We start from the raw sequence: 18,959 nt of genomic DNA, 5'->3' as shown, positions 1-18,959 counted from the left end.
CCTGGGCGGGGTGCCGGCCCTCTCGTGCGGTCGGGCGCCGGGGTCCGCCCGTCAGTCGCTCAGCGTCGTGAGCGGCACCTGGACCGCGACGGCGCCGCCGGACTCGCCGGCCGTCCAGCCCCGGCCCACCGGCAGCGCCATCCGGACCTGTTCCGCGGAGAGCCGGGTGCCGATCAGATCGCCCTCGCCGATGCTCTTCGGGCCGAGCAGCACACCCTGTCGCGCCCGGCGTGCCACGCCGACCCAGCCCAGCGTCGACATCGACTCGGGCAGACCGGCCAGCAGCAGGCCGAGGCCGCGGTCGCGGCCCGAACTGGCCACGTCCCGCAGCACCTTGTCGGCCGCGCAGCTGAGCATCAGGTCGGCGTCGTCCACCACGACCACCGCGGGCCGGTCCCTGACCTCCTTCAGCGCGGCGCTCACCGCGTCCGCCGACGGGTCGGCGTCGGGCATCAGCTGGACCAGGTCGTGGTCGGCGAGCCCGCGCAGCGGTGAGGACCGCGGCGTGAGGATGATCAGCGCCGTGCCGGACAGCAGCAGCGACACGCTCATCGCGAGCAGCGTCGTGGAGCGCCCGGTCCGCGGCGGACCCGCCACCACGAACGAGCCGCCGCCCTCGGCGAAGTCCACGACCAGCGGCTCCGCCTCGTCGCCGCCCACGCCGAGCAGCGCGCGCAGCGGCTTGCGGCGTGCTTCCGGCACCCTGGCCATCGCTTCCTGGAAGGTGACGCCGCCGGGCAGTGCCGCCACCTGGAACGGGCGCCGGGCGGTGGCCACGGCCCGGTCCCGGTCGGTCGTCGCCTTGCCGATCGCCCGCAGCGCGGCGGCCTGGTCGGGGTCGGCCGACGTCCCGTCCTCGCCGGCCGCGCCGAGCAGCGCCACCTGGGTCTCGACGCCGCTGGGAGCGTGCCAGCCACGGCCCGGCGGCACATGGGTGGGCGCCTGGTTGCGGGGCATGCCCGCCATGTTGTAGTCGCTCGGGTCGGCCTGGCGGAGCAGCAGGCGCCGGTCGTTGTGCGCCGCGAGCCGGCCGCCGAGCAGCAGCCGCTCGGAGGTGGCGATCACGTGCATGCCGGCGGCGGCGCCCTCCCGGAGCAGCCGCACCACCTCGTCGTGGAGGCGGCCGCCGTCGTAGTCGTCGAGCATGCCGCTGAGGGCGTCCCAGCCGTCGATCATCAGCAGCAGGTGCGCGGGCCGCCGGTCGGCCGGTACCCGCTGCCGCACCTCGGTGATGTTCGCGCACCCCTCCTGGGCGATGAGGCGCTGCCGGGCGGTCAGTTGGGCGCCGAGACGCCCGATGAGACGTTCCAGGCGCTCCGCGTCGTGCCGGGAGACCACCGCGCCGCAGTGCGGGAGCGCCTCCAGCGCGGAGAGCCCGCCGCCGGCCGCGTCGATGCCGTAGAGGTGCAGGTCGGCGCTGGAGAGCACGGTCGCCGCGGAACCGGCGATGGTGCGCAGCACCTGGGTGCGGCCCGAGCGCGGCGAACCGATGACGTAGAGGTGTCCGAACGTGGCGAAGTCGATGGCGCCCAGGCGCCGTTCCTGTGAGGCCGGCAGGTCCAGCAGGCCGTAGGGCACCTGCGGCAGGTCACCGGCCTGTTCCCGGGAGGGCGGCAGGTCGTCGAGCCGCAGCCGGTCCTCCAGCGACGGCAGCCACGGGCTGGGCTGCTGCGCGAAGTCCTCGAGGCGGCCGGTCGCCTCGACGACGGCGTCGACCAGCGCCCGCAGGTCGGTGGGGCGTTCCTCGGCGACGAACAGCTCCTCGCCCTCGCCCTCCTCCTCCGCGCGCGGCGGACGTCCGAGGCGTCCCCAGCTCAACTCGGTGCCGCGCACCGTGCGGGAGCGTTCCTCGTCGGCCTCGCCGTCCTCCGAGCCGGGGCGCTCGGCGCCCACGAACGCGGTCTGGAACGGGGTCGGCGCGCCCGCTCCCCTGCGCACCAGGGCGCGGCCCGGGGTGTGGGCCGAGATGCCGGCGGCGTCGGGGGCGTTGATGATGTCCTGGCTCTCCGAGCGGTCGGTGACCCGCAGGGCGATCCGGAGGTTGGTGTTGGCCCTGATCTCGTTCGACACCGATCCGCTGGGCCGCTGGGTGGCGAGCACCAGGTGGATGCCGAGCGAGCGGCCGCGCTGGGCGAGGCTCACCAGACCGGGGATGAAGTCGGGCAGCTCCCGCACCAGCGTCGCGAACTCGTCGATGACCAGCAGCAGCCGGGGCAGCGGGGCGAGTTGCGGGTCGCGGGCGCGCTTGGCCCGGTACTCCGGGTGGTCCTTCGCCCCGACCTCCGCGAGGAGCCGCTCGCGGCGCTTGAGTTCGGCGTCCAGTGACGAGAGAGCGCGGCGGACCAGGTGGCCGTCCAGGTCGGTGATCATGCCGAGGGCGTGCGGCAGTTCCGCGCATTCCCTGAAGGCGCTGCCGCCCTTGTAGTCGACGAGGACGAAGGCCAGTTCGTCGGGGCGGTTGGCCGCGGCCAGCGAGGCGATCATCGTCTGGAGCAGTTCGGACTTGCCGGAGCCGGTGGTCCCGCCGATCAGCACGTGCGGGCCGTCGCGGACCAGGTCGACGCGGAGCGCCCCCTCGTAGCCGCTGCCCAGCGTGAACGTGGTCGACGCGGGGTGGCGGGCCCAGGCGCGCACCAGGCGGGGGGCCTCCGGCGGCTCCAGGTCGATCAGCGGCAGCAGGTTCACGCCGTCGGGGAGCCCGGAGTCGCTGTCGAGGGTCACGTCGCGGACCGGGGACAGCGCGCGGGCCACCTCCTCGCACCAGTCGGTGTCCACCAGGTCGGCGCGGACGTCGGTGACCGAGGGCACCCCGGAGGCGCGGACGCCGAGGCGGCTGCCGGAGGTGGTGACGACGACGTCGCACTCCTCGGGCAGCAGCCGCTCCCGCTCGTCGAGGCAGAGGCTGAAGATCCGCACCTGCGGCCCCTGGGTGAGGACCTGCACCACGCCGGGCACGTCGCGCAGCCGGCGGGCGCCGTCCATCACGACCAGGACGTCGGGTTCGCGGGAGAGCGCGCCGGCGAGCGGCGACGCGGCCGCGGCGAGCCGTGCCTGGATGTCGCCGACCAGTTCGCTGACGCGGTGGGCGGTGGACTCCGGGTCGCTGCCGAGCGCGATGACGGCCGCCTCGGTGCGCGCGGGGCGCAGATGGGGCAGCCAGCGGACCCAGTCCCAGTCCGCCGCGTGCGCGTCCGTGGTGAGCACGACGATGCGCAGGTCGCGCGGGCTGTGCAGGGTGGCCGCCTGGGCGACGGCCCAGCGCGCCACGGTGCGCGGGGTGCCCGAGCCGCCGCTGACGCCGACCACGCCGAAGTCGGCGAGTTCGACGCCGAAGGGCACGTCGGCCAGGCGCCAGTGCACCTCGCGATGGTTGGTGTCCCGTGCCTGGTCGTGGATGCGCTTGAGCGAGGGCCGGGTGACGGTGCCGAGGCGCAGCGTCAGCCAGTCGGGGTCGCGCCGCCTGCGCTGCCAGAGGCGGTGGCCCGGGCCGACGGCCGTCAGGAGCAGTCCGGCGGGGTCGGGGAAGGTCTCCCCGCGCACTTCGCGCTCGTCGACGGTGGAGCGCCGCATCTCCCGTTCGAGCGCGGCCCGGCGGAAGCGGAACACCCGCAGCGCGTCGGCCTGTTGGCGGCGTCCGGTGCGGCGGCCGATGACCCAGTTGCCGACCGCCATGACCGGGGTGAAGAGGATGAAGATCACGAAGTAGAAGGACCGGAACAGGCTCATCATGACGAGGCCCATCACCAGCGGCATCATCATCATGAGGAGCGGGAACGGCCGCGGTCCCTGTTTGCCGGGCGGGCCCGGCATCGTCAGCGACTCCTGGTCCAGGTGGGGCGCGATGCGCGGCGGCCGGTTGTACTCGACGCCCACGCCGTCCGGTGCCGGGTTGACGGCGGCGTCCGGCTCGAACGGCGTTCCCAGGCGCAGCAGGTGGTCGCCGAGGGAGAGGTCGGCGTACGCGGGCCAGGGCGCCGACTCGTCCTTCGGCGGCGGCAGTTGGGAGACCGGCGGGAGCGGCGGCTCCTTCGGGAGTCCGTCGGGTCCCGCGGGCTCCGGGTCGTCGGTGTGGCCGCCGGGGCCGCCGTCCTGTCGGCCCGCGGGCTCCTCCGCGGTCAGCGGCGTGCCCGTCTCGGGGTCCACGGGCGGGGGCGGGGTGAGGCTGCGCAGTCCGCAGGTGTCGGTGTCGGCGTCCTTCGGGAGCCGGAAGGTGGCGGTGCCGTCGGTGGCGACGGTGATCCACACGCCGTTCTCGGGGGCGTCACCGCCGAAGAGCCGCAGCGCGCAGCCGCGGTCGGTGCCGACCTCGTGGCTGCCGGGGCCGAGCCGCCACACCCGGCCGGCGCCGGGGCCGCCGACGTGGCGGATCTCGGCGATGACCGGTTCGGCGTCCGGCGGCTCCCAGGACCGGGTGGCGCTGGGCACGGGCACGGGCGCGCCGGCGCCCAGTACGGAGCCGTCGCGGACACCGCTGCCCGCGAGGGGCGTCTCGCGGGTCAGGCGCCGCCCGTCGAGGTACAGGTGGGGGGCGCCGAGCGCCTCACCGAGGTCGCCGACGGTGGCGCCGTCGGGCACGTCGAGCATGTGGTCCGCGCGTCTGCCGCTCGGGTCGGCGGTGGTGACTATGAGTTTCACATCGGTCCAACGGGGTCGCGGTTCGGATGGGAGAGCTCTGCGGGGTCAGGACACGGATTCTCAGCGGCCGGGGCTGTGGCGCGGCGGCGGAGGCGCGTTCAGCGGCGCGGACGCCGGCAGCGGGGAGTGCTGTGCGGCGCCCGCCTCCTGGGGCGCGGGGACGCCCGCGGGCGCCTCCCAGGGCAGGGGCGCGGCCGTGCCGGGCTCCGCCGTCCAGGCCGCCGTGGGCTCCTCCTCGAAGAGGTCGGTGCTCTGCCGCTCGGGCGAGCGCGAGCCCATCGGCGCGGGCGGCAGGACGGCCGGGAGCCGCCACAGCACCTTCGGCAGCGCCCGTCCCAGCGCCTTCGCCCGCACCAGCAGCGGCGTGCCGGTGAGCAGGACCTGGCCGTGCCGGTCGGTCAGCAGCGTCCGGGTGTGGCCGCGCCCGGCGCCCAGCAGCACGACACGGCACGGCGGGCGGGGTGAGGCGAGGCCGGCGGGCAGCGGATCGGGCAGTTCGGGGGCGATCAGGAACGGCGGGATGTTGAGCCGGGGCAGCGCCTCCTCGGCCGTGCGGTAGGCCTCCCGCACCGGCGGGCCGTCGAAGTCGCGATGGACGCCCTCGGCGACGACCACGAGCGAGGCGGGCAGGCGCGCGTCGAGCTGCGCCGCGATGGCCTGCATCAGCGGCGCCGCGGCCTGCGGATGGCCCTCGACGCAGAGGGTGGCCGGGCCGGCCGCCGCGTCCAGGAACGCCGCCTGCGTGTCGGTGGCGCCCAGCGCGATCAGCACCGGTGGCACGGCGTCGGCCTCCGGTGTCACCAGGGGCAGTTCGTCGCGGCTCGCCCGCCACTCCCCCGTCGTGTCCGGGGCCTCGTGCCAGCAGCCCGTGGGGTCCGGTGTCCGGCGTCCCGCGAGCAGCACCCTGACCGAGTCCGCCCCGACCAGGACGGCGTAGGGGCGGGCGGGCGCGGCGGCGAGGCGGGCCGCGGTCAGGGCGCGTTCCGCGTCCCGCCACGTCACCGGGTCGCCCAGCAGGCGGCGCAGCAGTTTGCGGTCCTTGTGGTGGACGTACCAGGTCCGCATCGGTGCCACGAAGGCGTAGGCGGTCACGGCGATCTCGCGCCGGGCCCGGCGCCCCGCGCGTCGCCAGCCGCCCAGGCGCCTCGCGACGATCCGCAGCAGCAGGAAGATCAGCAGCAGCACCCCGGCCACGCCGAGCCAGCGGAAGATCGTGTCCTGGTGCGCACGGAAGAACGCGAAGGGGTCGACGTTCCTCACGCGGCCAGGACCTCCCGCCGCAGGGCCCGCAGCGCGTAGTGGGTACGGGACTTGACGGTGCCCTTCGGCACGCCGAGCGCCCGCGCGGTGTCCTCGCCCGACTCGTCGACCAGATGCACCCGCGCCAGCACCTCGCGGTGTTCGAGCGAGAGCCGCGCCATGGCCTGGGCGATGAAGCGGCGGTTGACTACGTTGTCAGCCATGTCCGTGCCGCCGGGGCGGGTCAGCAGCGGTTCGGGCACGGCCCCGACCGGTATGCAGCGCTCGCGGCGGTGGGCGTCGACGGCGAGGTTGCGCGCGACGGTGAACAGCCAGGCCTGGCGGTGCTCGTCGTCCTGCTGGACGCCGCGGTCCCAGGACAGCCAGGCCCGCAGCATGGTCTCCTGCACGATGTCCTCGGCCCGGTGGGCGTCGCCCGACGTGAGCCGCAGCACGTACCGCAGCAGCCTGGCGCGGTGGGGCTCGGCGGGCGGCATGCCGCCGTCGGACGGGGCGGGCCCGGCGTGCGGGTGCGTCGACGTTCTTCGCGGGGTGGTGGTGGCCTCGCGCAGAGGTGAGGAGGTCCGAGCGGTGCGCATGCTTGCTCCTGAACTGCTCATGGGTGGGGGATGCATGCTTCGTGCAGACCAGGCCGTGCAGGGAGAAGGCCTGCCGAGAGCACGGGGCCATCCTAGGAATAGCAGACCGCGGGAAACCTCAGATGATGCGCAGATTTTACAAGTCGGCTTCAGGAAGACCTCTTTGAGCGCCCGGACCCCGCTTCCTACCAGGTCGGAGCGGTCCGTAAAAGCCCGGAATTCATCAGCAGTTCGCTTTGGACAGGGGCGGCCGACGGCTTAGGAATTCGGACGGGCGGGTGGGAGGGCAGGGCGATGTTCCGTGCCCGATATCGGGAGTTGGCGAAGCGCGCATGCCCGTTCGGGCATGCGCGCTTCGGCCGGGAAATTGCCTCATCCGTCCCGCTCGACGTCGACCGTGGTCAGTGACGCGTACCGCTCGGGCTCGCGGCGCCTGATGCGCAGCGCCACCGCGAATCCGGCGATCAGCACCACCGGGAGGGGCAGCAGCAGTACGGCGTTCACGGCGCCGGTGCGCCCGGTCAGCAGGTCGAAGTGGACGACGGCGAGGACCGTGAGGACGGCGAGTCCCGCGCACGCGAGCAGCGGTGACCAGACGACACGGGCGGCGCTCATGCCGCGCCGGTCCCGGCGGAAGTACGCCCAGACGGCGAGCGCGGCGAGGGCCTGCATGGCCATGATGCCGAGGACGCCGATGCCGTTGGTCCACAGGAACACCTCGCCGTACGGGTCGGCGGCGAGCAGGGCGCCGACGGCGATGAGCAGCAGGTTGAAGCCGCTCTGGGCGACGACGGCACCGCCCGGCGAGCCGTGCCGTGCGCTGACGGTGCCGAGGCGGCGCGGCAGCAGGCCCTCGCGGCCGAGGGCGTAGAGGTAGCGGGCGGCGGCGTTGTGGAAGGCGAGGGTCGCGGCGAACGCGCTGACGATGATCAGGCCGTGCATGGCGTCGGCGAGCCAGGCCCCGACGTGGAGTTCGGCGGCGCTGAAGGTCAGGTCGGGTCCGGCCGCGGCACCCGCGAGGTCGACGGCGCGCTCGGTGCCGAAGGCGCCCATGATGAGCCAGCAGCCCACCGCGTAGAACACGGCGAGGAATCCGATGGCGATGAACGTGGCGCGGGAGACGGTGCGGCGCGGGTCGCGGGCCTCCTCCGCGTAGATCGCCGTCGCCTCGAAGCCGGTGAAGGCGCCGATGATGAGGACGAACATGCCGGCGACGCCGCCGGTGGCGAGGGTGGACGGGTCGAAGGAGGCCGGGTCGAGGGCGGCGGTGCCGCGGTCGCCGAGGATGCCCGCGTCCATGACGAGGAGCGAGACCACTTCGAGGACGAGCGCGACGCCGAGCACCTTCGCGCTGAGCGTGACCTTCAGCCAGCCGAGGACGCCGACGGCGGCCACGCACACCCCGGACAGCGCCCACCACGGTATGTCCGTGCCGGTGGCGTCGTGCACCGAGTCGGCCGCGAAGTAGCCGAAGGCGGCGGCGACTCCGGGGGTGATGAGGTTGTAGGAGACGACGGCGACGTAGGCGGTGCCGACGCCGAGGACCCGGCCGAGGCCGTGGGCCACGTAGGCGTAGAAGGCGCCCGCGTTGCGCACGTACAGGCTCATCGCGGTGAACCCGGCGGCGAACAGGACGAGCAGGACGCCGGAGACGAGGTAGGCGAGCGGGGCGCCCGCGCCGCCGATGCCGATCGCGAACGGGGCGACACCGGCGAGCACGGTCAGCGGCGCGGCGGCCGCGACGACGAAGAAGACCAGGTCGGACGTGCCGATCCGGCCCGCGGCGAGACGTCCGCCGCCGGACCGCGGTTCCGGGGGCGTGACGCCCGCGCCGCTGCGCGGAGTTCTGGGATCGGTGGTCGTCATGGGTGCACTCCGTTGGGCAGGTGACGGGCAGGTCTGGCAGGCGGGGAGGGCGAGCGGTTCGGGCAGGCGCGGGCAGGGGTGACCGGGGCCGGGCGTCGCTCGGCCCGGCCCCCTTCACCGGCGGTGCCGGTGCGGTGGCGCCTCAGCTCCGGGGCGAGGGCTCCGTCGCGAAGGACGGGTAGGCCGCGTCCACGTCGGTGGGGCCCACGACCCGGCCCGCGTGCAGGACGAGGACGCGGCGGGGGTGGGCGGCGACGGCCTCGGGGACGCCGCCCGCGGCGACGGCGACGAGGTCCGCCCGGGCGCCCTCGCGCAGCCCGTAATCGGTCAGTCCGAGCGCGGCGGCGGCCTCGTCGGTGACGAGGGAGGCGGCGGCGCGCAGTTCCCCGTCGGTGCCGAATCCGCTCTGCAGACCGATGATGGTGGCGCGTTCGAGCATGTCGGCGGTGCCGAACGGCCACCAGGTGTCGCGGATGTTGTCCGAACCGGCGAAGACCCGCACGCCGTGCTCGCGCAGCCGCAGCACGGGCGGGATCGAGTGGCGCGGCCCGTTCGTCATGATGGCGACGCCGGCGGCGCTCAACACCGTTGCGGTGCGGTCGAGTTCGCCGTCGTCGACGTCGCCGAGGCAGTACGCGTGACTGACGGCGACCCGACCGGACAGGCCGAGCGCGGCGGTGCGGTCGGCGATCGCGCGCAGCTGCGCCGTGCCGACGGTGCCGCCGTCGTGGAGGTGGATGTCGACACCTGCGCCGTGGCGTTCGGCGAGGCGGAAGACGACGTCGAGCTGGCCGTCGACATCGCCGTCGAAGCCCGCCGGGTCGAGGCCGCCGATCAGGTCGGCGCCCTCGGCGAGGGCCGCGTCCAGCAGGTCGGCGACGCCGGGCGCGGTGACGACGCCGCTCTGCGGGAAGGCCACCAGCTGGATGCCGAGCCGGTCGGCGAACTGCTCGCGCACGGCGAGGAGTTGGTGCAGTCCGTCCAGCTTGACGTCGGGGTCGACGTCGACGTGGGAGCGGACGTGTCCGGTGCCGAGCGCGACCATCCGGTCGGCGAGGGCCGTGGCCCGTTCGGCGACCGGGACGGCGGGCTCGCGGCGGGCGGCGCGTTCGCTCGCGATCTGCTCGCGCAGATCGGCCGTGGCCCGGTGCGGCACCCACGGACCGCCGAGGAGGGTCTTGTCGAGGTGGGCGTGGCCGTCCACGAGGGCGGGCAGCAGCAGCGCCCCGCCCAGATCCACGGCGTCGGCCGGGAGCGGGGCGCCGCCCCGGTGGTCGCGGATCGCGTGCACGCGCCCGTCCCGCAGCTCGACGTCGGCGCGCCGGCCGTCGGGCAGCGTGACGTCGGCGAGGACGGCCGGGGCCTGGGGGGCGGTGGGTGTGCGCATGGTGCTCCTTCGTGCGTTGGTGCTGTGCTCCCGGGGGCAGGCATGGGGGAAGTGCCCTGTTCAGCGGGGTGCCGCGCCAAGCTAACTGGTATACCAAATACCAGGCAATGGCCTGGGGAAGATTTTTCGGCCGCGTCCCGGGTCTGCGAGGATGCCGGGTGCACCGCCCCGCCCCTCGACCCCGACCGGAGTCCCCTGTGCCGACCGTGCCGACCTCGCGCCCCACCGGGCCCCGCACCTCCGCCATCGGAGACACACACCTGTCCCTGCGCGACCGGGTCTACGTGGAGTTGCGCGAGCGGATCATCGAGGGCCGGTACCCGGCGGGCCTGCGCCTGGTGGAGCGCGAACTCGCCGAGGAGCTGGGGGTCTCGCGCGTCCCCGTGCGCGAGGCGATGCAGCGCCTGGAGGCGGAGCGGTTCCTCACGGTGCAGGCCCGGCGCGGGGCCGTGGTCACGGGCTTCGGACCCGACGACGCGGAGCATCTCTTCGACGTACGGGAGAACCTGGAGGAACTGGCGGCGGGGCTGGCCGCGCGCCGTCGCGACGCGGCGGGGCTGCGCACCCTGGCGCAGTTGCTCAAGCGCACCCGCAGGGCTTCCGGGGCGGGCCGGCTGCGTGACGTGGTGAACCTCAACGCGGACTTCCACCAGGCCGTCGCCGAGGCGTCGGGGAACCCGGTGCTCATCGATCTGATGGCACCGCTGGACTCCCGGCTCCGCCGCCTCTTCCACCTGACGTCGGCGCCGGACGACGCCGGGCCGATGTGCGGCGAGCACGAGCGCCTGTACGAGGCGATCGGCGCGGGGGACGAGGAGGCGGCCCGGGCCCTGGCGCGGGCCCATGTGGCCGGGACGCGCGCGGCGGCCCTCGCGCTGCTGGCCGCGCACGCTCGGGCGAACACCCAGGACGCCGCTTTTCAGTGACAGAGAGTCACGGAATGAATGCGTAAAGATTTGTGCGCGTGGCGCGGATGAACGGCATCAATTCCGCGTGTAAGGCCTCGTAGGATCTCGCCAACGCAAAAGGGAGTTCACCATCCGGAACTCGAACCCAACGGAGATGCCGTTTTGCAACAGCTTAGCAACACCCGACCGTCCGGTCCGGGACGAATGGTCCGTGCAGCGCGCCATTTTCGCGAATGGCGGCTGAAGAACGGACGGTCGGTCATCGACGAAATGGTGCGCGGCGCCGCCTACAGCGCCGGTTCCGCGGCGATGGGTTTGTTGGTCGTCTGGCTGCAGCACCACATCTGACGGTGCCGGGCGGCGGTCGGCGGTGCCGTCACCACGCGCCCGGGGCGGGCGGGGCGACGACGGCGGGACGGTCGTCGCAGGTGATGGTGTTGGGCAGTTCCCAGGGGGCGAGCCAGGGGCCGGTGGTGCCGCCGCCGTCGTTGCCTCCGAGGTCCTGGACGGAGAACTCCGATCCTGTCGAGGGGAAATTGAAGGAACCGCAGTTGTTGATCCCGACGGCGCCGACATTGCGGGCGTCGACGTTCTCGAAAGAGGCCGAACCGGCCGAGCGGGCGCTGAGCACCGAAGTGCCGGTGCCGTCCACGCGGATGTCCTTGAAATGGACGCCCTTGATCTTGTATTTGTCCTTCACCGGGAAGTCGGACACGAACATGATCGCGTTGTAGGTGTTGTCCAGGAAATGGTCGCCGCTCACCTGGATGTCCGCGTCGATGTCCTTCTCCAGCGCGTAGACCCAGAGGGCGCCGAGACCGATCCGCCAGTTCAGCTCGAACGTGCCGGCCCGCACGGTGGTGTTGTCGGTGATGTCGAGCCGGCCGGTGAACGGCTCGGCGCCGAAGCGTGAGCCGACCTGGATGGCGCTGCCCTCCCGGATCGGGTCGGCGACGAGGTTGCCGGTGACGGTGTTGTCCGTGCCGCCGTAGATCGCGATGCCGTTGGCGAGGACGGGGGTCTGGACGGTGTTGTGGGCGAAGACGTTGCGCGCGTTGCCGGTCTTCTCGGACCACATGGCGAGCGCGTCGTCGCCCGTGTTGCGGACGAAGTTCCCGGAGACCGTCGAATCGGTCACGCCCGTGTGGAAGTTGAGGCCGTCGGCGATCTGGTCGGCGATGACGTTGCCGGTGACGCGGAGCCCGCGCATCGGGCCGTCGAACCACAGGCCGACCTTGGTGTGGTGCAGGTAGAGCCCGGAGACGGTGGAGTCGTTGAGCGCGCCGCCGACGGCGTTCACCTGGTCGGTGTCGATCCGTGTCCGTACGTCGCCCTCGACGGCGAAGCCCGACAGGTGGACGTCGCTGCTACCGCCGTCCGCCGCGTCCTTGCCGTAGAAGCCGACGCCGGTGTGGACCGAGCCGTCCGGCGCCGGGGTGCTCAGGGCGACTTCGCGGCCCTTGAAGACCGTGTACCAGCTGCCCGCGCCGACGATCGTCACGTCGTCGACGACGATGTGCCGGTCGACCTTGTACGTGCCCGGCGGGACGTACACCTTCAGATGCTTGCGCTGGGCGAAGGCGATGACCTTGTCCAGGGCGCCGGCGGAGTCGCGGCGGCCCGAGGGATCGGCGCCGAAGGCCAGCACGTTCGCGGCGACGGGCGCCACGCGCGGCGGGGCCACCAGCTCGGAGTCGAGGAGGTCGATCACGGTCCAGGCGGCCGGGGTGCGGGCGGGCACGCTCAGGCGCACCGTGTCACCCGCGTGGTAGGTCCTGCCGAGCTTGAGGCGCTGCTCGTCGTAGAAGTGGCTCGGCCGGAACGGCTTGTCGACGGCCGGAGCGGGCGTGGTCGCGCTCGGCACGCACTGGCACTCGGTGATCCACCAGTCCGGGTGGAGCAGGTCCGCCCGCGGGTCGTCGCTGAACGGGTACTGGTTGTAGAGCCACGAGTACTGCGAGGTGAGCGTCATCGAGGCGCGGCGCGCACCGTTCACCGCGACGTCCAGCGGTGCGGTGATGCCGCCGCCGTGCGCGGAGTCGGGGATGCTGTAGCGCACCGTGATCGCGTTGGCCGTGCGCGGCAGGGTGAAGTCGACGTACTGGCCCGGCCGGAGCTTGACGGCGCTGCGTCCCGACGCCTCGGACGGGAGGGTGTAGGCGGTGCGGTCGGGGCCGATGACCGTGCCGTTCGTCGAGGCGTTCTCCGCCTCCTGTTCGGCGAAGGGCACGTCGGCGCCGCGGCCCGCGACGAGTGCCGGGTCGAGGCCCGCGCGCGTCACGGCGGGCCGGCCGCCGTCGCCCGGCCGGGCGACGGCGTCGGTGCCGACCAGCGTGAGGCCGAGGGCTGCCGACACCGCGACGAGCGCGGTGGCGATCCTGGCGGGTCTTCGGTGCGGGACGTCGAGCCGTCCCGCGGCCGCGCGGGTGCTGTACCACGACATCAGTTCCTCGTTTCTCTCACGGGTGCGGTGACAGTAGGGCGGCCGCGGCCGCTCCCACAAGAGAAGAGCGAGGAGTTTTCGTCGCTGAATCAGCAATCTACGTAGTTCTGTTGAGATTTTGCGTCGGCGGGAGCTCCACGGTGGAGACGACACGGGTCAGCGACGGCGCGCGCGGCGCGGAGCCGAATCCGAAGCGGACGGGGGGATGCACGGCGCGCAGCGGCCCGAGGTCCGTGCCGTCCCACGTGGCGTCGACGGCGGTGACCAGGTGGTGGTCGAGCGCCGCGTACCACTCGCGCCGTCCGCCCCCGGCGCTGCCGCGGGTCCGCACGCCCGGCATCAGCCAGCGGGCGGGCAGGTCGCACACGGCCGCCCAGGCCGGCTGGACCGCCACCCGGCGCGGGACGGCGCGCAGCACTCGGCCGAGCAGGTCCCGGCGCCCCGGCGTGACGCTCATCCGCAGGGGCCCGGCGGTCACCCGCCAGGCGGCGGCCCCCGGTACGACGGTCACGGGGCAGTGCGTGACGGCGTCGAAGGAGTAGGTCGCCGCCACGAAGTCGGCGACCTCGGGGGTGGGGGCGAGCAACTCGCGGTGTCCGTCGGGGTGTTCGACCATCACATCGGCGAAGGGGCCCCAGGGCGAGCCGGGCCAGTACCCGACGACCAGGCGGGTCCCGGAGGCCGTGCCGACGCCCGCGATCCAGCCGTCGAAGCGCAGCCTGCGGCCCCGCTGGTGACGCGCTCTCACACGCGGGGGCGCTTCACGGCGACGGCGATCTCCACGGCCTGGCCCGCGCCGAAGCTGGGAGCGATCGTGCTGAACGCCTCCCAGCCCTCTCCTCCGAGCTCATTGAGATCCTTCTCGATCTGCTCGTAGTCGAAGCCCTTCATCCTCAGCTTGTACTTCAGCACCTTGTACTCCCAGGCGGCCATCTGTCCCAGCTCCTTTCACGACGTGACTCATCTCCCCTACCCGGCGACGGCCCCTCGACGGCACGGAGGCCGTCCCGTTCACCCGGACACCTCCGGCCCGGATCCGGCTCAGAGCGCCCGCGCGGTGAAGGGCCCGACGGTGAAGGTGTCTCCGCACACCTCGAGCGCGCGGGGAGCGGCCGCGGTCAGCGACGCGGTGTTGTTCGGCGGATAGACCTTGATGCGCGAGGGCTTGGCCCAGCACTTGCCGTCCGTCACGCCCCGGTCGGGGGTCTGCACCACCGCGTGGGCGGCCTGCCCCGCCGTGAGCACCACCTTCGCCACGCTGCCGTTGTTCGATCGCGTGGCGGGCTTGCCGATCCGGTCGCCGGAGCCGTCGGTCAGCGAGAGGCCGGGGTAGCCCTTGAGCGCGCACGTACCGTCCGTGGTGTTGGTCAGGGTCAGGTCGAAGTACTTGCTGTTCATCTCCTGCCCCGTCGGCTTCAGCGCGGCCTTCAGGTCGCGGGTGGTGCAGTCGCTGCCCATCCTGGGCTGCGCCGCCACGGGCGTCGTCCGGCTCTGCGCACTCACGTGCGCCTGCTTCCCGCCGACCTCGGCACCGCACGCGGTCATGGCGGCCACACCGACGACGGTCATCAGCGCCGCCGCGCATTGGCCCGTTTTCCTGTTCGTCCTTGTCGCGTCCATAGGTATCGGCTGTCCGCCGGAGCCGGGTGCATGCGCGGGCGTCACGCATTCGGCCCGCATTCCCACGCCTTGCCCGCCCGCCTCACACGGTTCTCCCACCCTGGTGCGGCACGGTCGGAGCCCGGAGGAGTTGTTCCGTCACAGCGTCCAGGAGGCGAACCGTTGACCGTAAAAGACGTCCGCAGGAAACGCGGGAGGATGACGTTGTGGCTGGCCACCGCCGCTCTCGCGGCGGGCCTGGTCGCGTGCGACAGCAGCGCGCCGAGCAGTACGTCGAGCAGTGCGTCGAGCAGTACTTCGCCCCAGCGTCCCAACATCGTGTGGGTGCTGACCGACGACCTCTCCTCGGACCTGGTGAACCACATGCCGCACGTGAAGGACATGCAGAAGAACGGCCTGTCCTTCTCCGACTACACGGTGACGGACTCCCTGTGCTGCCCGTCGCGCTCGTCCATCTTCACGGGCAAATTCCCGCACAACACCGGAGTGTTCACCAACACGCCGCCGGACGGCGGATTCCAGACCTTCCACGGGAAGGGCAACGAGTCCGGGACGTTCGCCACCGGCCTTCAGCGGCAGGGCTATCGCACGGCGATGATGGGCAAGTACCTCAACGGATACGAGCCGGACATGACCGTGGACGGCGAGAAGAACTACGTACCGCCGGGCTGGGACGAGTGGGACGTGGCCGGAAACGGCTACAAGGAATACGACTACACCCTCAACGAGAACGGCAGGACCGTCGAGTACGGGCACGACCCGAAGGACTACCTGACCGATGTCGTGAGCGGAAAGGGCCAGGACTTCATCGAGAAATCCGTCCAGGACAAGAAGCCCTTCGTCCTCGACATCTCCACGTTCGCCCCGCACGGTCCGGCCACCCCGGCGCCGCAGGACGAGCACAGGTTCGGCGACCTGAAGCTGCCGCGGCCGGCCGCCTTCGACACGACGCCGACGGACGCCCCGCAGTGGCTGAAGGACAAGAAGTACTTTCACGCCCCAGCAGGTCAAGAAGATCACCAAGACGTACCGCAAGCGCGTGCGCTCCGTGCAGGCCGTCGACCGCATGATCGGTGACCTCCGGGAGAAGCTGAAGAAGGAGGGCGTCTACGAGAACACGGTCTTCGCGTTCGCCTCCGACAACGGCTTCCACATGGGCCAGTACCGCCTGATGCCGGGCAAGCAGACCGCCTTCGACACGGACGTGAACGTGCCCCTGGTCGTCACCGGCCCGGGTGTCGAGCGCGGCGCGACCACCGACGCCGTCGCGTCCAACATCGACATCTGCCCCACGTTCACGGAGCTGGGCGGCGGCGAGCCCGACCCGCGGGCCGACGGGCGCAGCCTGGTGCCACTGCTGAAGGGCGACACCCCGAAGGACTGGCCGCGAACCGCCCTGGTGGAGCACCACGGCCCCGACCACGCGGCCGGGGATCCCGACAAACCCCGTAAGGGCAGCGGCAATCCGCCCTCGTACGAGGCGCTGCGCACCGACCGGTACACGTACGTCCAGTACCGGAACGGGTCCCACGAGTACTACGACCGCGACAAGGACCCGGACATGCTGCACAACGTCTACGCGCGGCTGTCGTCGGAGACGAAGGCGCGGCTCACGTCGACGCTTCTGAAGATGCGGGACTGCGAGGGGTCGAAGGAGTGCGGGGCCGCTGCCGCCGGCTGAGACGCGCGCTTCAGTGCGCCTCCGGGAGCCGGACGGTGACCGTCGTCCCCTCCCCCGGCGCACCGGCGATGTCCACGGTGCCGTCGTGCGCGTGGGCCACCGCGGCGACGATGGCCAGGCCCAGGCCGCTGCCGTCGCCGCTGTGCGCGGGGTCGCCGCGGTAGAAGCGGTCGAAGACGCGCGGCAGCAACGCGTCCGGGATGCCCGGGCCGTCGTCGGCGACGGTGAGCGTCACCGGCGCCGCGGCCGGACCGTCGGCGCGCACGGACACCCGCGCGGGGGTTCCGGGCGATGTGTGGTTGCGTACGTTGGCCAGCAGATTGTCCACGACGCGGCGCAGATGCTCGGCGTCGCCGTGCACCGTCGTGCCGTCCTCGGTGTGCAGGGAGACGGAGCCGTGCGGGTCCACGACGCGGGCCGCCGAGACCGCGTCGCGCGCGATGGTGGGCAGGTCCACGGCGGACCGTCCGCGGGCCGGTGCGCCGTCGAGCCGGGCGAGCAGCAGCAGGTCGTCCACGAGGCGTTGCATGCGCAGCGCCTCGGTGGTGATGCCGTGCATCACGCGCTCCCGCTGTTCGGGCGTGCCGACGGCTCCCTGGTGGTGCAGATCGGCGTAACCGAGCACCGCGGTGACCGGGGTGCGCAGTTCGTGCGAGGCGTCCGCGACGAAGCGGCGCAGCCGGTCCTGCGTGGTGCGTTCGACGGCCAGCATCGTGTTGAGGGCCAGGCCGAGCCGCCCGACCTCGGTGTCGTCGTCGGCCGGGGCGACCTGCCCGGCGCGGTCGCCGGAGGCGATGGCGTCCGCGTCCCGCGCCATCGCCTCCAGGGGGCGCAGGCCTCGGCGCAGCACCCACAGGCCCGCCGCCCCGAGCAGCACCAGCACCCCGCCGGTCGCCGTCGCCTCGACGATCAGCACCTGGCGCAGGGTGCCCTGGACCTGGTCGAGCGGGGTGGCCGCGATCAGCGTGCCGCGCCCCGGCACCCGGTCCACCAGCAGTCGGTAGTCGGGGCCGCCGGCCGCCGCCGGGCCCACCGTGAGCACACCGGTGCCGCGGACCCGGGACAGCGGTGCCGGCATGCGCGGCGCGGCGTCGTCGGGGTCCCGCAGCTGGGGCACCAGATCCCGCACGGTGCCGTCGGTCCTGCGCAGTTGGAGATAGAACTCGGAGGCGCCGAGCAGCCGGACGTCGTTGCCGAGCCTGCCGTCCGGCGCCGCCTGCCGCAGTTGCTGCGTCACCCGCTGCCGCACCGCGCGCAGGGTGACGTCGGTGCGGTGCATGAGATCGCTGCTCAGGGCCGTGTACACGACGGCGTCCAGGGCGAGCAGGGCCACGGCGACCAGGGCGAGCAGCGCGATCAGGAGGCGGCCGCGCAGGGACCGGGGCCGGACCGGGCGGCGGCGGGGCGCGGGCGGTGTCACGCGGCGCCCCGGTCGCGCAGGATGTAGCCGACACCGCGCCGGGTCTCGATCAGGCCGGGGCCCGGCGCGTCGAGCTTGCGGCGCAGGTAGGAGATGTAGGTCTTCAGCACTCCGTGGTCGCCGTCGCCGAAGTCCCAGACGTGTTCCAGGAGTTGCTCGTGGGTCAGGACGCGGTTCCGGTTGAGCAGCAGGTGCCGCAGGAGCTTGTACTCGGTGGGCGAGAGGTCCACCGGCGTCCCGGCCCTGCGCACCTCGTACGTCTCCGTGTCCATCTCCACGTCCCCGCAGACGAGCAGCCGGTTCTCGGCGCGGCTCTCGCCGCGGCGCAGGACGGCGCGGACCCGGGCGGCGACCTCGGCGAGCCGGAACGGCTTGGTGATGTAGTCGTCGGCGCCCAGATCGAGCCCGCCCACGATGTCGCGTCCGCTCTCGCGCGCGGTCAGGAAGATCACCGGGGTCGCCGAGCCGGCCCGCCGCAGCCTTCGTACGACCTCGAAGCCGTCGATGTCGGGCAGCATCACGTCGAGCAGCACGAGGTGCGGGGCGTGGTCGCGGACCGCGGTGAGGGCGGCCAGGCCGGTCGCCGCCTGATCCACCTCGTAGCCGAGGAACTCCAGCGAGGTGACCAGGACGTCGAGGATGGCCGGTTCGTCGTCGACGACGAGGAGCCGGGTGCCGGGCGGGACCTCTGATGCGCTCATCCCGGCATCCTGACATCGCCCTCCGGGGAGGGGGAGGGCGCCCGGGCCTGCCGGTCGGCGGTGCGGCCTGCTCATGGCTCAACAGGCCGGGGGCAGTACGGCGAGCAGCGTCAGCACGCTCAGCAACGGGCCCGTGATCGTGAGGCCGGTGGCCATGCCCTGGCGTGCGGACTCCCAGGAGTTGTCGCCGGCGCGACGGCTCAACCAGCCCACCACGAGCCCGATGAGCACGCCGATCACCACGATCAACCACAGGTAGGGCACAAGAGCGAGCAACCGGTCGCCCGGAGAGAGCCGCATGCAGGCGGAGTCGGTACGACCGGCGGCGACCGCCGCTGTCGGGGAGTGGACCATGAGGACGACGAGAGTCGTCCAGAACGCGGTGCGGCGCGGCACGGTGGACATGACGGAGCTCCTTGAGGGAATCGACGGCGGGCGCCCTTCGGCGTCCGGGCCCTCA

16 protein-coding genes are annotated in these 18,959 nt (G+C 73.0%); 4 read left to right on the top strand and 12 right to left on the bottom strand.

All coding sequences use genetic code 11. The features are described from left to right. Positions 1–51: 51 nt before the first annotated feature. The 5 genes from ABZ930_RS16915 to ABZ930_RS16895 all read right to left on the bottom strand — a co-directional run bounded on the left by ABZ930_RS16915 (position 52) and on the right by ABZ930_RS16895 (position 9,726). Positions 52–4,635, bottom strand: a complete 4,584-nt coding sequence (locus ABZ930_RS16915; protein WP_361548198.1) for an FtsK/SpoIIIE domain-containing protein — start codon at positions 4,633–4,635, stop codon at positions 52–54. A 60-nt stretch (positions 4,636–4,695) separates the two neighbouring features. Then, a complete protein-coding gene (locus ABZ930_RS16910; protein ID WP_361548195.1) occupies positions 4,696–5,895 on the bottom strand; it encodes a hypothetical protein in 1,200 nt (399 codons plus the stop codon). Beyond that, on the bottom strand, positions 5,892–6,473 hold the full coding sequence (locus ABZ930_RS16905) for a sigma-70 family RNA polymerase sigma factor (protein WP_361548192.1): 582 nt from the start codon (positions 6,471–6,473) through the stop codon (positions 5,892–5,894). The genes ABZ930_RS16910 and ABZ930_RS16905 overlap by 4 nt, the downstream gene beginning before the upstream one ends. Positions 6,474–6,845: 372 nt before the next feature. Then, on the bottom strand, positions 6,846–8,339 hold the full coding sequence (locus ABZ930_RS16900) for an APC family permease (protein ID WP_361548189.1): 1,494 nt from the start codon (positions 8,337–8,339) through the stop codon (positions 6,846–6,848). A 142-nt stretch (positions 8,340–8,481) separates the two neighbouring features. Then, a complete protein-coding gene (locus tag ABZ930_RS16895; protein WP_361548186.1) occupies positions 8,482–9,726 on the bottom strand; it encodes an amidohydrolase family protein in 1,245 nt (414 codons plus the stop codon). A gap of 197 nt (positions 9,727–9,923) precedes the next feature. On the opposite strand from ABZ930_RS16895, the gene ABZ930_RS16890 reads away from it, so the two are divergent. Continuing rightward, positions 9,924–10,652: a GntR family transcriptional regulator gene (locus ABZ930_RS16890; RefSeq protein ID WP_361548183.1), complete on the top strand. Its 729-nt coding sequence runs from the start codon at positions 9,924–9,926 to the stop codon at positions 10,650–10,652. A 186-nt stretch (positions 10,653–10,838) separates the two neighbouring features. Next, complete coding sequence (locus ABZ930_RS16885) at positions 10,839–10,982, top strand: hypothetical protein (RefSeq protein ID WP_361548180.1); 144 nt, start codon at positions 10,839–10,841, stop codon at positions 10,980–10,982. 28 nt (positions 10,983–11,010) lie between these two features. Here ABZ930_RS16885 and ABZ930_RS16880 read toward each other — a convergent pair whose 3' ends face one another. The 4 genes from ABZ930_RS16880 to ABZ930_RS16865 form a co-directional block, all read right to left on the bottom strand. Further along, complete coding sequence (locus ABZ930_RS16880) at positions 11,011–13,077, bottom strand: glycosyl hydrolase family 28-related protein (RefSeq protein ID WP_361548177.1); 2,067 nt, start codon at positions 13,075–13,077, stop codon at positions 11,011–11,013. A 97-nt stretch (positions 13,078–13,174) separates the two neighbouring features. Next, positions 13,175–13,825, bottom strand: coding sequence for a hypothetical protein (locus tag ABZ930_RS16875; RefSeq protein WP_361548174.1), 651 nt, complete (start codon positions 13,823–13,825; stop codon positions 13,175–13,177). Continuing rightward, the gene (locus tag ABZ930_RS16870) at positions 13,822–14,010 is read right to left on the bottom strand and encodes a DUF4177 domain-containing protein (protein ID WP_361548171.1); all 189 of its coding nucleotides are present in this window, start codon (positions 14,008–14,010) and stop codon (positions 13,822–13,824) included. The genes ABZ930_RS16875 and ABZ930_RS16870 overlap by 4 nt, the downstream gene beginning before the upstream one ends. 108 nt (positions 14,011–14,118) lie before the next feature. Beyond that, positions 14,119–14,646, bottom strand: coding sequence for a DUF4232 domain-containing protein (locus ABZ930_RS16865; protein ID WP_361548168.1), 528 nt, complete (start codon positions 14,644–14,646; stop codon positions 14,119–14,121). A gap of 249 nt (positions 14,647–14,895) precedes the next feature. Between ABZ930_RS16865 and ABZ930_RS16860 the strand changes: the two genes are divergently transcribed. Continuing rightward, positions 14,896–15,774, top strand: a complete 879-nt coding sequence (locus tag ABZ930_RS16860; RefSeq protein WP_361548165.1) for a sulfatase-like hydrolase/transferase — start codon at positions 14,896–14,898, stop codon at positions 15,772–15,774. Next, complete coding sequence (locus tag ABZ930_RS16855; protein WP_361548162.1) at positions 15,737–16,378, top strand: sulfatase-like hydrolase/transferase; 642 nt, start codon at positions 15,737–15,739, stop codon at positions 16,376–16,378. Before ABZ930_RS16860 ends, ABZ930_RS16855 begins: the two co-directional genes overlap by 38 nt. 10 nt (positions 16,379–16,388) lie before the next feature. On the opposite strand, the gene ABZ930_RS16850 is transcribed toward ABZ930_RS16855, so the two are convergent. From ABZ930_RS16850 to ABZ930_RS16840, 3 genes are all read right to left on the bottom strand, one after another. Then, complete coding sequence (locus ABZ930_RS16850) at positions 16,389–17,798, bottom strand: HAMP domain-containing sensor histidine kinase (RefSeq protein WP_361548159.1); 1,410 nt, start codon at positions 17,796–17,798, stop codon at positions 16,389–16,391. Continuing rightward, positions 17,795–18,499 carry a response regulator transcription factor gene (locus tag ABZ930_RS16845; protein WP_361548156.1) on the bottom strand — a complete coding sequence of 235 codons (705 nt, stop codon included), beginning with the start codon at positions 18,497–18,499 and terminating at the stop codon, positions 17,795–17,797. The genes ABZ930_RS16850 and ABZ930_RS16845 overlap by 4 nt, the downstream gene beginning before the upstream one ends. 78 nt (positions 18,500–18,577) lie before the next feature. Further along, complete coding sequence (locus ABZ930_RS16840; protein ID WP_361548153.1) at positions 18,578–18,904, bottom strand: hypothetical protein; 327 nt, start codon at positions 18,902–18,904, stop codon at positions 18,578–18,580. Positions 18,905–18,959: the final 55 nt, after the last annotated feature.

Source organism: Streptomyces sp. NPDC046716 (assembly GCF_040645755.1).
In the GTDB taxonomy this organism is placed as follows: Bacteria; Actinomycetota; Actinomycetes; order Streptomycetales; family Streptomycetaceae; genus Streptomyces.
This window is presented reverse-complemented; position numbering and strand designations above follow the sequence as displayed.

What these genes read in the sequence shown, in the direction of transcription:
- ABZ930_RS16870 (WP_361548171.1), bottom strand. Translation starts at nt 14,010, where the DNA reads ATGGCCGCCTGGGAGTACAAGGTGCTGAAGTACAAGCTGAGGATGAAG.
- ABZ930_RS16860 (WP_361548165.1), top strand. Translation starts at nt 14,896, where the DNA reads ATGACGTTGTGGCTGGCCACCGCCGCTCTCGCGGCGGGCCTGGTCGCG.
- ABZ930_RS16840 (WP_361548153.1), bottom strand. Translation starts at nt 18,904, where the DNA reads ATGTCCACCGTGCCGCGCCGCACCGCGTTCTGGACGACTCTCGTCGTC.
- ABZ930_RS16880 (WP_361548177.1), bottom strand. Translation starts at nt 13,077, where the DNA reads ATGTCGTGGTACAGCACCCGCGCGGCCGCGGGACGGCTCGACGTCCCG.
- ABZ930_RS16865 (WP_361548168.1), bottom strand. Translation starts at nt 14,646, where the DNA reads ATGACCGTCGTCGGTGTGGCCGCCATGACCGCGTGCGGTGCCGAGGTC.
- ABZ930_RS16895 (WP_361548186.1), bottom strand. Translation starts at nt 9,726, where the DNA reads ATGCGCACACCCACCGCCCCCCAGGCCCCGGCCGTCCTCGCCGACGTC.
- ABZ930_RS16885 (WP_361548180.1), top strand. Translation starts at nt 10,839, where the DNA reads ATGGTCCGTGCAGCGCGCCATTTTCGCGAATGGCGGCTGAAGAACGGA.
- ABZ930_RS16900 (WP_361548189.1), bottom strand. Translation starts at nt 8,339, where the DNA reads ATGACGACCACCGATCCCAGAACTCCGCGCAGCGGCGCGGGCGTCACG.
- ABZ930_RS16905 (WP_361548192.1), bottom strand. Translation starts at nt 6,473, where the DNA reads ATGCGCACCGCTCGGACCTCCTCACCTCTGCGCGAGGCCACCACCACC.
- ABZ930_RS16845 (WP_361548156.1), bottom strand. Translation starts at nt 18,499, where the DNA reads ATGAGCGCATCAGAGGTCCCGCCCGGCACCCGGCTCCTCGTCGTCGAC.